Annotated in this window: 12 protein-coding genes and 1 tRNA gene; 2 read left to right on the forward strand and 11 right to left on the reverse strand. The window is 44.1% G+C overall.

The window, feature by feature from the left end:
• Positions 1-38: 38 nt before the first annotated feature.
• The 4 genes from gdhA to G633_RS0108180 form a co-directional block, all read right to left on the reverse strand.
• Positions 39-1373, reverse strand: coding sequence for an NADP-specific glutamate dehydrogenase (gene gdhA, locus G633_RS0108165; protein WP_022769508.1), 1335 nt, complete (start codon positions 1371-1373; stop codon positions 39-41).
• A gap of 129 nt (positions 1374-1502) precedes the next feature.
• Positions 1503-2972: a cell wall hydrolase gene (locus tag G633_RS0108170; RefSeq protein ID WP_026519626.1), complete on the reverse strand. Its 1470-nt coding sequence runs from the start codon at positions 2970-2972 to the stop codon at positions 1503-1505.
• A complete protein-coding gene (locus G633_RS17810; RefSeq protein WP_081664759.1) occupies positions 2923-4068 on the reverse strand; it encodes a Gfo/Idh/MocA family protein in 1146 nt (381 codons plus the stop codon). The genes G633_RS0108170 and G633_RS17810 overlap by 50 nt, the downstream gene beginning before the upstream one ends.
• Before the next feature lie 46 nt (positions 4069-4114).
• On the reverse strand, positions 4115-5449 hold the full coding sequence (locus G633_RS0108180; RefSeq protein ID WP_026519627.1) for an SH3 domain-containing protein: 1335 nt from the start codon (positions 5447-5449) through the stop codon (positions 4115-4117).
• A 145-nt stretch (positions 5450-5594) separates the two neighbouring features.
• Between G633_RS0108180 and G633_RS0108185 the strand changes: the two genes are divergently transcribed.
• Positions 5595-5666: transfer RNA gene (locus G633_RS0108185), tRNA-Arg, on the forward strand.
• 4 nt (positions 5667-5670) lie between these two features.
• Here G633_RS0108185 and G633_RS0108190 read toward each other — a convergent pair.
• The 3 genes from G633_RS0108190 to G633_RS17815 form a co-directional block, all read right to left on the reverse strand.
• On the reverse strand, positions 5671-6576 hold the full coding sequence (locus tag G633_RS0108190) for a DUF5688 family protein (protein WP_026519628.1): 906 nt from the start codon (positions 6574-6576) through the stop codon (positions 5671-5673).
• A 144-nt stretch (positions 6577-6720) separates the two neighbouring features.
• A complete protein-coding gene (gene efp / locus G633_RS0108195; RefSeq protein ID WP_022769501.1) occupies positions 6721-7278 on the reverse strand; it encodes an elongation factor P in 558 nt (185 codons plus the stop codon).
• Between the two features lie 58 nt (positions 7279-7336).
• Positions 7337-7978 (reverse strand): GDSL-type esterase/lipase family protein, encoded by a 642-nt coding sequence (locus tag G633_RS17815; RefSeq protein WP_035770977.1) that lies wholly within the window; start codon positions 7976-7978, stop codon positions 7337-7339.
• A 145-nt stretch (positions 7979-8123) separates the two neighbouring features.
• On the opposite strand from G633_RS17815, the gene G633_RS19245 reads away from it, so the two are divergent.
• Positions 8124-9152, forward strand: coding sequence for a GGDEF domain-containing protein (locus G633_RS19245; protein WP_051200054.1), 1029 nt, complete (start codon positions 8124-8126; stop codon positions 9150-9152).
• Position 9153: 1 nt separating this feature from the next.
• Here the strand turns inward: G633_RS19245 and G633_RS0108210 are convergent, their stop codons facing one another.
• The 4 genes from G633_RS0108210 to G633_RS0108225 all read right to left on the reverse strand — a co-directional run bounded on the left by G633_RS0108210 (position 9154) and on the right by G633_RS0108225 (position 14118).
• Positions 9154-10833 (reverse strand): phospho-sugar mutase, encoded by a 1680-nt coding sequence (locus tag G633_RS0108210; protein WP_026519629.1) that lies wholly within the window; start codon positions 10831-10833, stop codon positions 9154-9156.
• Positions 10830-11810, reverse strand: coding sequence for a type I phosphomannose isomerase catalytic subunit (locus G633_RS17825; RefSeq protein ID WP_035770979.1), 981 nt, complete (start codon positions 11808-11810; stop codon positions 10830-10832). The genes G633_RS0108210 and G633_RS17825 overlap by 4 nt, the downstream gene beginning before the upstream one ends.
• 71 nt (positions 11811-11881) lie before the next feature.
• Entirely contained in the window at positions 11882-13090 is a 1209-nt protein-coding gene (locus G633_RS0108220) for a hypothetical protein (protein WP_022769496.1), read from the reverse strand.
• A gap of 8 nt (positions 13091-13098) precedes the next feature.
• The gene (locus G633_RS0108225; RefSeq protein WP_022769494.1) at positions 13099-14118 is read right to left on the reverse strand and encodes a glycoside hydrolase family 130 protein; all 1020 of its coding nucleotides are present in this window, start codon (positions 14116-14118) and stop codon (positions 13099-13101) included.
• Positions 14119-14120 lie beyond the last annotated feature (2 nt).

Below are 14120 nucleotides of genomic sequence, written 5' to 3' on the forward strand. Positions count from 1 at the left end.
TTATTATTGTCGGTTAAATCAAATTGGAGGGTTATTTATTAAACAATACCCTGAGCCTTCATAGCTTCAGCAACCTTAAGGAAGCCTGCAATGTTAGCACCTGCAACGTAGTTGCCTTCCATGCCATACTTTCTTGCAGCGTCATCAATGTTGTGATAGATGTTAACCATGATCTGCTTAAGCTTAGCATCAACTTCTTCGAAGGTCCATGAAAGTCTCTCGCTGTTCTGGCTCATCTCAAGAGCTGATGTTGCAACACCACCGGCATTTGAAGCCTTACCACAAACAAAGAGAACCTTGTTGCTCTGGAGGTACTCTGTAGCCTCGATAGATGTAGGCATGTTAGCGCCCTCACATACAGCCTGAACGCCGTTAGCAACCAGCTGCTTAGCATCGTCAAGAAGGAGCTCGTTCTGAGTTGCGCAAGGAAGAGCAACGTCACACTTAACTGACCAAACACCCTTGCCCTCGTGGTACTCTGCTGAGCTTCTTGCAGCTGCATACTCTGTAAGTCTTGCTCTCTTAACTTCCTTAACTTCCTTAAGAAGAGCTACATCGATTCCTTCAGGATCATAGATCCAGCCTGTTGAATCTGAACATGTAACAACCTTAGCACCGAGCTGCTGAGCCTTCTCGATAGCGTAGATAGCAACGTTACCAGCACCTGATACAACTACTGTCTTGCCCTTGATGTCAGAGCCGTTGCACTTAAGAAGCTCCTCTGTAAGGTAAAGAAGGCCGTATCCTGTAGCCTGTGTACGAGCAAGTGATCCGCCGTATGTAAGTCCCTTACCTGTAAGAACACCCTCGTATGTATCTCTGATTCTCTTGTACTGTCCGTACATAAAGCCGATCTCACGTCCGCCTACACCGATATCTCCGGCAGGTACGTCTGTGTCAGCACCGATATGTCTGAAAAGCTCTGTCATAAAGCTCTGGCAGAATGCCATTACTTCTCTGTCAGACTTGCCCTTAGGATCGAAGTCAGATCCACCCTTACCACCGCCGATTGGAAGGCTTGTAAGTGAGTTCTTGAAAATCTGCTCAAAGCCAAGGAACTTGATGATACCAAGGTTTACTGAAGGATGGAAACGAAGTCCTCCCTTGTAAGGTCCGATTGCTGAATTGAACTGGATACGGAAACCGTTGTTAACCTGTACCTGTCCCTTGTCATCAACCCATGGTACTCTGAAAAGGATCTGTCTCTCAGGAGTTACAAGTCTCTCAAGGAGAGCGTCCTTACGATACTCCTCTTCATTAGCCTCAATAACAACACGAAGTGACTCAAGCACTTCCTTAACTGCCTGATGGAACTCAGGCTGAGCCGGGTTTTTCTCTACAACGTAGTTGTAGACTTCATCTACGTATGACATAGCTTTACTTCCTCCTATATTTCGTTAGCATCAATAATTGTATACAATTATACACTTTGGTGGTTTAAAGCGCAAGAGTTTTTTATAAATATACCCCATTACAGTTTTTACGCTGTAATGGGGCTTAATTTATCCTCCGTCTCCGGAACTTTCTTCACTGTTTTCTCCGCCATCCTCACTGTTTTCACTGCTCTCGCCGCTATCGCCGCCACCTTCTGAGGACTCGGAATTTTCTTCCTGGTTTTCTGTGTTCTCTGTATTTTCTGTATTTTCACCGCCGCCATTGTCCTGATTTTCCTCAGGTGGTGCAGGGTCTTCCTGTGGAGTTTCCTCTGCAGGCGGATCGTAGGTCTCCCAGCGATAAAAGAAGGCATGGTGACCTATCATTGTATAGTTCTTTATTCTGTAATAATCGGCCCAATATTGAGTCATAAAGAAAAGGTAGTCTCCGATACGGGCACCGGCCAAAACTTCCTGTGCTGCCCTTATACAGGTGGAATTTGGGCCATTTGCAATGATGAACTCAACCTTTCCCGATCTGTAGGGTGCAAACTGCATAGGCTGTGTAATAACTCCTATGACTGTATTAGGGAAAGCCGAACTCTTTACCCTGTTCATGATAACTGAGCCGACACCAAGTTTACCTGTATAGGATTCGCCATCCGACTCGGCCTGTATGGTAGCTGCCAGCCAGATAAGCTCCTGTTCACTGGCATCATAGGAACCACCCAGGTTTTCCTTTGAAAGAGCAAGGCGCTCTGCCAATTGCTGAGCCAGCTTTGCCTGAGCTGCAGCTGTCTGAGCTTCGAGATCTTTCATTTTCTTATCAAGCTCTTTTAGCTGGTCTTCATAGCTTGAAAGCTTGTTCTTCTCACTCGAAAGCGAATTCTTGGTTGAAGAGAGCTGCCCCTTTACTTCATCAGTGAGGTTTGACAGTTCTGTGTGCTTCTCATCAAGCTGTTCCTGATAAGCATCCAGCTCTGCTTCCTTTTCCTCAACAACTCTTTTCTGCTCCTCGATCTGAGCCTGAAGTCCCTGATATTCAGCTATTTTTGTGCGATCATATCTGACAATTGCATTTAGATACTCAAACTTGGTCAGAAGTTCACCAATAGACCCGGATTCAAGTAGAACACGGATAAGTCCTGATGAGCCTCCACTCTCGTAGGTAGACTGCAGACGTTTTTTGAGAAGTGCATATCTGTCTGCCTCCTGCTTCTGAGCCTCTGCAAGCTCATTATTCAGGCGGACAATTTCAGAAGAGACTACGGCCATTGCTGCCTCAGCCTCGTCAATTTCATTGTTAAGCGTCTCAAGCTTACTTGAATAGCCATTTATGGTGCTCTGAAGAGAGCTCTTCTGGCTTTCCAGATTGCTTACGCTTTGCTGTGTTTGCTCTTTTTGACCTTCAAGGGCACTGATTGCTTCCTTTGTTTCCTTGGTCTGCTTCTGAAGATTGGAGATGGCTGCCTGTGTCTCGGCCTCCCTCTCCCTCATCTCAGAAATAGCATCATCAGTTTCATCTGCGAAACTGACGAAAGAAAACTGATTAAACGTCAGTGCCAGAAGTATCATCCCCAGAATTAACTTCTTCTTCATACTCTCCCTGCTCCACTGCTTCTGAAATTTCTTCAGAAGCCTCAGCCTCTGTTTCCGGTATAGTTTCAATTACCTCTACAGATTCATCAGTAGTCTCTGCGGGTGTTTCTATAGCTTCACTATTATCATCTTCACCCGGGAATACGATGTGATTGTTATTCCTGATAAAGTCCATCATGTTAAGAATCTTCAAAGTCTCGGCATGAGGAATATCCGGGCATTCAAGCCATCCTTCTCCGATAGCCTTAACACAGGCTTCGATCTCATACTCATAGCCGGTCTTCTGCTTGGGTCTCTTGTAATAGGCAGTCTTGTTGTAGTTGTTGTCATATACAGCAATAGCCTCAGGATTGTTGATGTTCTCAACTACGATGAAGCCCTTGCTTCCGTAGATGACACCGTTTCTGTCTCCCGTTGAAAGAACTGAGGCATTTAAAACAGCCATCTTGCCATCAGCATATCTGAGGGTGATGCTGTCCTGCATATCCATTCCGAGATTGTTAAAGGTACATATTGATGCAATGTCTTTTACATCATTTCCGAATACCATGGATGCAAAATGAAGGCAATAAACACCAAGATCCAAAAGAGCTCCCCCACCGAGCTCAGGCTTCTGGATTCTCTCTTTATAAGCGATATTGTAACTGAGATTAGCTGTGAGCATAGTGGGCTCACCGATGACATTGCTGGCAAGGATCTCCATGAGCTTGGTCCTCATGGGCATATATCTTGTCCAGATAGCTTCTGTGACAAGAACCTTTTCCTCCTCAGCAAATTCAAAGATCTTTTTTGCCTGCTTTTCATTGAGCATGAAAGCTTTTTCGCAGATAACGTTTCTGCCTGCGGAAATAGCAAGCTTAACATTCTCATAATGCTCCGAATGCGGAGTTGCAACATAGATTAGATCGACTTTTGGATCTGCAACAAGCTCCGCATAAGAACCGTAGGCCTTTTTAAAGCCATAGTCCCTGGCAAATTTCTCGGCATTTTCTAATGTTCGTGATCCAACTGCATAACACGTAACACCTTTGGTTTCCTTTAATGTCTCTGCCATTGTTCCGGCAATCTTGCCGGTTCCCATGATAGCAACTTTCAAACGTCCAAACATAGATGTTACCTCCTTGGAAGGAAATATGTATTTATCAGTCTTTGAGGAACTCGGATTTAACGTATCCTGTCTTATTATTATACTCTATTTTAGCCCATCCGCTGGCATATTGCTCAATAACATTTACAGTGGAACCGGCATAAATTGTTGTAATAGCCTCACTGTCAGTGCTCTGTCCCTTACGGAACTTAACAGAATCCGTAACTGTCATCTTACCTGTCTTGGCAGATGAAACCTTGGTTGAACTCTCCGTTGAAGCAGATGAAGAAGCAGCAGCTGATGAATCCGTTGATGCTGAAGAAGCAGCTGCAGCTGATGCATTGTCAGCCTCTTCTGTATTCTCTTCGCCGTTATCAACTACTGTCGTCTCCTCAGAAACAACCTCGAAGAACTCAGTCTTTACATAAGCTTCCTTGCCCTTATACTCAACCTTACTCCATCCGTTCGCAAGAGCTTCCAGCTCTTTAAACTCCTGGCCCTGTGTAGTCTTATCCAAAATATCCGCAGTCTCTGAATCGGAGCTTCTGATATTGATAACATCTGTAGCCTTGATGATCCTTGTGGTAATGGTTGTCTTGCCTGGTTCTGTCTCTTCTTCCGAAGCTTCCTCTGCAGCATTATCCTCGGGAGTTGTAGCCTCTGATGTAGCAAGAGCTTCTCCTACGGAAACCTGAACTCCTGAACGCATCTTGGTAAGAAGCTCTGCAAGAGCCTCATCGCCGCTGACCATCTCGTTATAGCTTGAAGCAACCTTGTTATTAAGGTCGATAACATCTGCCTGTACACTTATCTGCTTAATGTAATCAAGTTCACCTGCATCGGCAATATCACCGTTGATGTAGAGATTTCCGCTCTCATCTGTGCAGATGTACAAAGTCTCAAGACCGGGTACCTTGCCCTCATAATCAAAGAGCTTAACCTCATTGTATACGTAAGCAACATAGCTTCCCTCAACAGGACCGGGCTTGGTATATACTGTTATGTTATCGATTTTCTCAATATACTCTGAAGTAGCAACAGCCTTTAGGATCTCTGTCTCATCAAGTCCCTTGTATATCTCTTTAAGAGCATCTGCATCTCCTGCAGCGGAAGCCTCATAGTATTTCTCAACCAGGGCATTAACTTCGGGATGAGCATTCTCTTCCATTGCAGCTTCTGTTACTTCAAAGGTAGTAGATTCTGCCTCAGCAGCAGTGTTTGCTGCGATCTCTGTCGCTCTGTGATTGGCACTTACTGCGATCACTACTGTGATGATCACTGCAATAACTAAAATAGCCGGCATCAGGAATTTCTTATTATCACCAAGGATAGCAAATATATCCTTCTTTTCATTTCTCCAATTTGTTACACTATTCTTCTTTTTTCTCATAAAATAAAACCTCGAAATTTTGGTTTGGCGCAAACCACCAAAAAGATTTTAATGGTAAACCCAGGTCAAGTCAAGTTTGAAGGCCTTGGTACACCAATTGGCACTAGTGACGCGTCACCATTTGTGTGGTATCATAATCTATGTTGCACCCGTAGTCTAATGGATAAAACGTAGGCCTCCGACGCCTTTGTTGCTGGTTCGAGTCCAGTCGGGTGCATTTTTCATGCCTCTTTGACGATAAAGAGTCTGTCGCTGTCCCTGTCGTATTTGTAGAGGTTATCGCTCAGGATTTCCTCATCAGCCACAGTAGTTACATTGACCTCATGAATTATTCTTCTAAGATATTCCACATCAAGTCCGAGGAACGTATCAGGGATCACAATACACTCATGGATTGATGAGGGTATAACAAAAATATCGCTCTCAAAGTCCTCAGAAAGGCCTTTAAGTACGTCGGGATAAAAGATAGTGGCAGCCCCCAGGCACTCTTCTTTATTTGATATCACATATATGCCGCAGAGTTCATCCCCACCGCCCGGTATCGGAGCAGGCATCCCGGTCATTTTCTCAAGTACATCCATGATTCCCTTGATCTTCACACTCTGAAATTTCGGAGCATTATCAATCACATTTTCCCAGAGTTCCTCAGCTGTTATCTCCCAGATATCAAGATGTGAGTTCTCAATCATTATTGTTCCCGATCCAAGTTTTGGATGCTCGAAAAGTGCAAGCGGAACCAGTGCCAGGTCCAATACTCTCTTTATAGGCACATTCTCAAGCTTTTTCTCATTTTTCTTATAATTCACTGCTTTGAAGAAAAGGCGCTCTGAAACCACTGAAAAATCATCAAAAAAGTCCACATTTGTATCTGTAGCCGGTGCACACTGTTTATACATGCCCACCACGTCATCGACGAGCGACATGAGCATAGCTCCTCTGTTGTACTTCTCAAGCATATGATCGATGTAAATTGTTGGTGCTACGTTCTGGTCCTGTTTCCTGATGGTAAGAGCGTGGTACACAACTCCATTATTCTTTAAAACCTCAGTGCACTCAATCTGAACACCCTCTCCTAATTTATCGCTTACTTCTCTTGCCATTACACGGCTAAATTCCTTAATTTCCATATCTGAATAATCTCCTTTAAAATCAAATTTTTTTGTAAAAGAAAAAGACAATAGTCCCTCGGCGCTTAATGCCGAAAATCCTATTGTCTTAATTAGTTTCTATTAAAATATGACCTTTACTGCATCAGATATGGTTACGTATTATCAAACTCTGGAGAGGTACTCACCGGTTCTTGTGTCGATCTTGATAACGTCTCCCTCGTTAACGAAAAGAGGAACTGATACGTTAGCACCTGTCTCAACAGTAGCAGGCTTAGTAGCACCTGTAGCTGTATCACCCTTAAATCCGGGCTCTGTCTCTGTGATTGTAAGCTCTACAAACATAGGTGGCTCAACTGCGAATACGTTGCCGTTGTAAGACATAACCTTGCAGGTCTCGTTCTCCTTAACAAACTTGAGAGAATCGCCGATCTGATCTTTAGTAAGACCAATCTGCTCATAAGTCTCTGAATCCATGAAATTGAAGATGTCGCCATCCTGATAGAGATACTGCATATCCTTCTTATCAATACGAGCTGCAGGGAACTTCTCAGTAGGACGGAAGGTTGTCTCCTTAACACCGCCATTGATGATATCCTTGAGCTTGGTTCTTACGAAAGCAGCGCCCTTACCAGGCTTAACATGCTGAAATTCAATAATCTGACATACGTTGCCATCGATCTCGATGGTTACACCATTTCTGAAATCACTTGCAGAAATCATAAATATTCCTCCTAAAATACATAACTCAAACAACTAAGATAGTATAAACTATCCTTAATCATTTTTCAACTGTTTTTGACAAGTAATCCTTCATGTTGTCAAAAATTAGCTCATAGGCCTCAGGCCACATGTGAATTCCATCTGTTGAGAGCTCGCGTTTTAGCTCTCCCGCGTCATCATAAAGACCTTCATTTACATCTATATACTCATAGCAAAATTCTGCTGCGAGCTTTTTTACAATATCATTGGCGCCGGGAAGGCGCTCTTTACGAAGCCTTGCTGCCTCTGCTGCCTCGGGCCAGGCTTGTATCTCCTTGGCAAGAGCCGGATTTACCGGATAATATGCCATCATATAGACCTTCGTCAAAGGAAGCTTTTCTTTTATTTGCCGCAGGACTTCCTTATAATCCCTGTACAGATCCTCCTTGGTCTCCTCGGATCTGCTAATATCATTGGTTCCGATATTAATGAAAATAACCGAAGGCTCCAGATCAAAGATCTGCTCATTCATTGACTCAAGAAGCTCAGGGATTGTGTATCCGCTTATGCCTCTGTTATAGATTGCCAGGTCAAGTCCTCTGTTTACCAGAATCTCATTTATAGGAAAGTGTTCCATGAGAGATGAACCCACAAAAAGTATCTGTCCTTTCCTTACGCCCCTATTCAGATGCCTGTATCTCTCAACCGCATAGATATTCATAAAATCCTCTTTCTGCCAAAGTTAAATACTTCCTGACGTTACAATCTTTTAATATTTATATCTATTGAACTATAGGTTTGATGAACTTAAAATTATATAATAAGTCACTGTTTTTCGTCGTTTTTCTCACACAGGAGAATAACCAATGAGCAAGATCTTTGACTTTCTGGCAAATAAGAAAAATACTGTATTTTTATCCACCTGTCTGTATGTACACGTCACAGCTTTTATGTACTATCTGTACTACGGTGCCACTTATCTTGCCATTGTCAATGTCCTTAGCTCAGCTCTCTATATTATTCTGCTGATAATAGCAAAATCGGGAAACGAAAGAAATATCATGATAGCCTTTTTAGAGATCATGATATACTCTGTTATCTGCGAGCTTCTCACCGTTGGAAGCTGCGGTTTTATCTACTATCCGCTTGGCATGGTGGCGGTGATCTTTCACCTTGTATCAACCACCAGGGCCAAGAAAACCTTGCTTCAGGTCATGAGCATCATAGGTACTTTCATCATCTATCTCATAGACATTACAAACTATGTACCAATTAAAAATATAGCAATAGATTTAGGATACCACAAGCCTTTTATCGTCTTCGCCAACCTGCTGGTAACAGTTATCACCATGGTTTATGTTTCCTATCTTTATATAACCGAGCAGGAACAGAACAGGGCCATACTTGAGTACAATATAAACCATGATCAGCTTACCGGACTCTATAACAGAAGGTATTTCTATTCAGCCATAGAAACCATCAAAAGATCCACCAAAGAGTTTTCACTCGCCATGGTGGACCTGGATAATTTCAAAAAGATCAACGATACCTATGGCCATGAAGTCGGCGATGCCGTGTTAAAAGATCTCTCTGAGATTCTGATGAACTCCATGGGTGAAAATGATATCGCGGTCAGATGGGGTGGAGAAGAGTTTATCCTGTTTATGCCCGGTACAGATATGAACTCAGCAGAAAAAATGCTCGAGAAAATGCTGGAGAGTATCAGAGAGCATCAGGTTAATTTCGCTGGTAAATCCATCAACTTCACTGCCACCATCGGTCTTGCAAGTGGTAATGATCTCCATAAATATGAGCAGGTGATAAACACTGCTGATCAAATGCTTTATTACGGCAAAAACAACGGCAAGAATCGCATCATCAAAGAAATCCCTTAAGTCACGCAGTTTCCACCATAGCCTTTAATCTATCAGACAGCTCTTTTTCCGCTTTCTGTGCACCGGCCTTATCATCTCCCGGAACCGAGAGGTATATCTTGATCTTGGGCTCTGTGCCTGAGGGTCTTACAACTATGCCTGCACCTGTTTCAAGAGAGAACTTAAGGACATCTGACTTTGGAAGATCATCTACTCCATCAAGATAATCAAGGGTCAGGGCAACTTTTTGATCGCACAGCTCTCCTTTAAGGTTTCTGAATCTCTCCATGATGTTCTTCATTTTCTCCTGCCCTTTGGGGCCTTCAAACTCAAAGCTATAGAGTGTATTCAGATAGTAACCGTATCTTTCATAGAGCTCATTAAGTACACGGACCAAGCTTTTACCCATCTTTCTATAATATGCAAACATCTCGCAAATAAGGAGAGACGCGTTAACTCCGTCCTTGTCCCTTGCATGAGTGCCCGAAAGATATCCGCAGCTCTCCTCAAATCCAAAGACATAATCATCTTTTCTGCCCTGTGATTCTAAAAGGCCTATCTGCTCTCCGATGAACTTGAATCCCGTGAGGACATTGACGGTCTTTACGCCGTAGTGATCAGCAATCTTTTCACCGAGATCACTGGTGACAATGGTCTTGACCATAACAGGGTTCTTTGGCATAGTTCCCATGCTGATCCTGCGTTCACATACGTAGTTTAGCAAAAGACATCCCACCTGATTTCCGGTGAGCAAGACAAAATCTTCTTTATCTCTTACCGCAACTCCAACTCTGTCGCAGTCGGGATCAGTCGCCAGAAGAAGGTCTGCACCTATTTCCTCCGCATAGTTCATTCCTAACCTCATCGCTTCGGGAATCTCAGGATTGGGATAAGGGCATGTCGGGAAATTACCATTGGGATTCTCCTGCTCTTTTACAATATGGACATCCACAAATCCGGCTCTTTTAAGGACATCTGTAACAGGCTTTCTTCCGGTTCCGTTTAGAGGAGTATAGACTATCTTCGCACTTTTATCGCCATCTTCTTCGCCGATCAACGAGAGTCCTAACACCTCATTGATAAAAGATTCATAGACTTCATCAGGCACAAAAGAAATCCTTTCATCACTCTCACTGACCATTCTCACATCAAGTGCATCTGCTTTATCGATATACCCCTGGATTTTTGCTGCAGCCTCGGTGGTTATCTGGCATCCATCCTGACCGTATACTTTGTAACCGTTGTATTTGGCAGGGTTGTGGGAGGCTGTGATCATGACTCCGGCTTTGCACCCAAGTTTTCTCACTGCAAAAGACAAACAGGGAGTTGGCATAAGCTCTTTATATATGTACACATCGATCCCGCATCCGGCAAAGACTTTTGCAGCTGTATTTGCAAAGAGTTCCGACTTTATCCTTGAGTCAAAAGAGATAGCGATGCTCTTTTTCTCATCACCAAATTCGTCATTTAAATAATCCGCTATTCCCTTGCTGGCCTTTATGACAGTATGGACATTCATACGGTTTGTACCGGCGCCTATAACGCCCCTTAAGCCTCCCGTCCCAAAGGAAAGATCCTTATAAAAGGCATCCTCCATTTCTGCTTCATTCTCTTCCATAACATAAAGTTCAGCTACAAGATCATCATCAAGAAGACTTGCCTCTTTCCATTTTCCAAACTCATCTCTGTAATCTCTTTTCATCCTATTCTCCTCTGCTCCTTCTGTCCCGGTGTTGATGCTATGATCTTCATGCTGCCTATAAAGCCCGCCTTCTCATATCCCTTTGGTATGATAAAACTATCTCCCTTTGAGATGGCGCATCCATCCACTTCTCCGTATCCTTCCACAACACTTACCAGCATGAATTCAGACACACCTAAAATCTGTGCCCGTCCTTCAACCTTCATCTCATAGACGTGGTAATACTCACATCCGTAAATACTGTGAAGGGTGTTTGCTCTTCTGTCCCTTTTGCATGCAGGAACCAGGCATTCTTCTATGGGTCTTGCCGGAGTCATGATCACATCCTTACTCTGCTCAAGGTGAAGTTCTCTCTTTTTTCCGCCTTCAAGTCTGTCGTAATCATAGACGCGATAGGTGATGTCACTGTTTTCCTGAGTCTCCAGAATAAGGCAGCCCTTCGTAAGCGCATGCACCGTTCCGGGATCTATCTGCAAAAAATCCCCTTTCTTTACGGGAACTCTATTTATAAGCTGTCCCCATCTGCCCTGATCTATAAGCTCATCCAGTTCACTTTTGTCTCTGGCGCTGTGCCCGATGACAAGACTTGCTTCCGGCGGACAATCAAGGACATACCAGCACTCAGTCTTTCCAAGAGCCCCGTTTTCATGTTCTGCAGCGTACCTGTCATCGGGATGAACCTGTATGCTAAGATCGTCTCTGGCATCAATGATCTTAACCAGAAGCGGGAACACATCACTTTCTTCATCTCCAAAGAGCTCTCTGTGCTTCTCCCACAGTTCAGACAAATGCATGCCCTTATACTTTCCATTTTTCACCGTTACATCACCGCTTGGATGAGCCGATATTCCCCACAGCTCTCCTATATCATTTCCTTCTTCATTGCATCCAAACTCGTCCTTCAGCCTTGTTCCGCCCCAGATGGTGTGCTTGCAGACAGGCTCCAAAAATAGTATCTCAAGATTGTTTTCTTTCATTCTCTCCTCCAATTTTGGGCAACAAAAAAACAGCGATTGCAAAACCGCAAATTCAATCGCTGTTTACTTGGTCAATCCGTCCTGTTTCCGCATGCGTCAAATCCGCGAACATAGTCCGTCAGATTTTTTAGATTTACCTTAGCTATCCCGATCTTCTGATCAGCTGCTCCATAGCCCATGATCAGTTCATCACCTGCCACCACCGCTCCGGTTGTAAAGATACAGGGGCATGGGAATTTATCGGGAAGTTCCCATTTCTGTCTTGCATAAATCAGTCTTTCAGACATACGGTGTTTTATTTCGGGAAAGTCACCGTCTCTTTCCTTAAGTATCATGAATGACTGTGTGTAGCCGTAAGTCGGAAGCTCTTTTCCGTGATAAGATACGAGCCACTCTCCATCTCCTAAATCCAGTGGAGGAAAGCTTGCTCCGACTCTCTCCTCTTCCCAGTCAAACTCACTTTTTGCCAGCAGCTTGTGGGTAGCATCCGCCGTGACAAAGTCTTCAAACTCATCCGCTGCTGCCAGGAAGATAGCAGGAGTTTCTACACCTTCACCTGTCGGAAACTCATAGCTTCTCTCAGGCCTGTGGAGCATAACAAGTTTCTTTGTTCCACCGATATTCATTCTCTTTGGGAAAAAGAAAACGTCCCTGTTATCACTAAGATTCCCGTCCGTAAGCGGTCCTACATAAGAGAATGCTTCTTCGTATTTTCCTTTTTTCAGCTTATTAAGATTGACTTTATAAAGAACCGTGACAGTATCATTTCTCCTGGCAAGAACTCCCACCGGAGAGTCCGGATTCATAACCCAGTCAGGCAGGTTGTCTTTTCTCTTATCCCCTTCCCAGTAAGGTCCCGGAGGAAAGAGTCTGCAGGCAACGGTCAGATAGAGCTGCGCTCCTATGTAAAAGAGCCTTGGATCTTCTATGCACCCGTTGGCATAGTTAATGACTTTCTCTCCCTTATCATTTATCACGTACATATCCTGCTCATCATAGGCAAGCTTCGGGGCAAGAGCAGGTCTTTCAAAGTCAGCTGTAAAGCTCTCTCCCATATCGGTACTCTTTGCATATCCAAGGAATATCGGATATGGATCTGACTTTCCTTTAAGATTAGCCTCCGGCCAGGGGCCTGTTGCCCGAAAGAGCATGTGAATGGTCTTTCCGTCTTCATCAAGAACCAGCGCAGGATTCAGCACCATCGTATCCGCCCAGGCACAACCCTCTTTTGGCTCCAGCACAGGCTCTTTTGAATAAGTGATGATTGGTTTTTCTCTCATCGCTCAAATCACCGCCTTCCAATCTCACGGTCCGTCTCGGAAGTTTTACTGTGCTCCTTAATATAGTCGATGATCTCATCGGTATATCCAAATGCCAGTCCAACATAGCTGTCGGCAGCTCCGTAATAGATGGCGATCTGTCCGGTTTCCCTGTTCTGTACCGTTGCACATGGGAAGCAGACATTGGGCACAAAGCCTCTCTCCTCATACCACTCCTGCGGAGTCAAAAGAAATGTCTCACACCTGTACTTAACAACAGAAGGGTTGTCTATATCCAGGATTGCACCTCCTATGGAATACACATATCCGTTGCAGGTTCCGGTAACACCGTGGTAGAACAAAAGCCAGCCTTCGCTTGTCTCAATCGGAGTTGCTCCTCCGCCTATCTTAAGCGATTCCCACCAGTTCTCGTTGGGGCCCATGACATGTCTGTGCTTACCCCAGTAAGTCATATCGGGGCTCTCGCTTATAAAGATATCTCCGAAAGGAGTGTGGCCTGAGTCTGACGGCCTTGAGAGCAGCATATAATTTCCGTTTATTTTTCTTGGGAAAAGAACTGCATTCCTGTTAAAGGGAATAAAAGGATTCTCAATTCTCACAAACTTCTTAAAGTCTCTTGTCTTTGCTATTCCTATGGATGCTCCGTAAAAATCCTGGCACCAGATGATATAGTAATCATCCTCAACCTTTACAAGACGCGGATCATAAGCGTACTGAGGCATAAAGGGATTTCCATCTTCATCCGTAAAAGGAATCTTCTCACTATCAATATCCCACTTAATTCCATCTGCGCTTCTGCCCATGTAGATCGTAGGAATACCGTTTGTCTGCTCTCCTCTGAAAACTCCTATGAATCCGTCCTCATAGGGCATTACTGCGCTGTTAAATATTCTTGCAACTCCCTCCACAGGATTTCTGTCAATTATGGGATTGGCATTGTATCTCCAGATAGGAGCTCCCTTAAGTCCCTCAGGCTTATCCTGCCAGGGCATGCGCTCTGTTCCGGGTCCGAAAATCTCGTACTTCATTA

This window comes from Butyrivibrio sp. FCS006 (assembly GCF_000424525.1).
Lineage (GTDB): Bacteria > Bacillota > Clostridia > Lachnospirales > Lachnospiraceae > Butyrivibrio.

Bases quoted from the DNA above. Each gene is read 5' to 3' on its own strand.
- gdhA (WP_022769508.1), bottom strand. From the start codon at position 1,373: ATGTCATACGTAGATGAAGTCTACAACTACGTTGTAGAGAAAAACCCG.
- G633_RS0108170 (WP_026519626.1), bottom strand. From the start codon at position 2,972: ATGAAGAAGAAGTTAATTCTGGGGATGATACTTCTGGCACTGACGTTT.
- G633_RS0108180 (WP_026519627.1), bottom strand. From the start codon at position 5,449: ATGAGAAAAAAGAAGAATAGTGTAACAAATTGGAGAAATGAAAAGAAG.
- G633_RS0108190 (WP_026519628.1), bottom strand. From the start codon at position 6,576: ATGGAAATTAAGGAATTTAGCCGTGTAATGGCAAGAGAAGTAAGCGAT.
- efp (WP_022769501.1), bottom strand. From the start codon at position 7,278: ATGATTTCTGCAAGTGATTTCAGAAATGGTGTAACCATCGAGATCGAT.
- G633_RS17815 (WP_035770977.1), bottom strand. From the start codon at position 7,978: ATGAATATCTATGCGGTTGAGAGATACAGGCATCTGAATAGGGGCGTA.
- G633_RS19245 (WP_051200054.1), top strand. From the start codon at position 8,124: ATGAGCAAGATCTTTGACTTTCTGGCAAATAAGAAAAATACTGTATTT.
- G633_RS0108210 (WP_026519629.1), bottom strand. From the start codon at position 10,833: ATGAAAAGAGATTACAGAGATGAGTTTGGAAAATGGAAAGAGGCAAGT.
- G633_RS17825 (WP_035770979.1), bottom strand. From the start codon at position 11,810: ATGAAAGAAAACAATCTTGAGATACTATTTTTGGAGCCTGTCTGCAAG.
- G633_RS0108220 (WP_022769496.1), bottom strand. From the start codon at position 13,090: ATGAGAGAAAAACCAATCATCACTTATTCAAAAGAGCCTGTGCTGGAG.
- G633_RS0108225 (WP_022769494.1), bottom strand. From the start codon at position 14,118: ATGAAGTACGAGATTTTCGGACCCGGAACAGAGCGCATGCCCTGGCAG.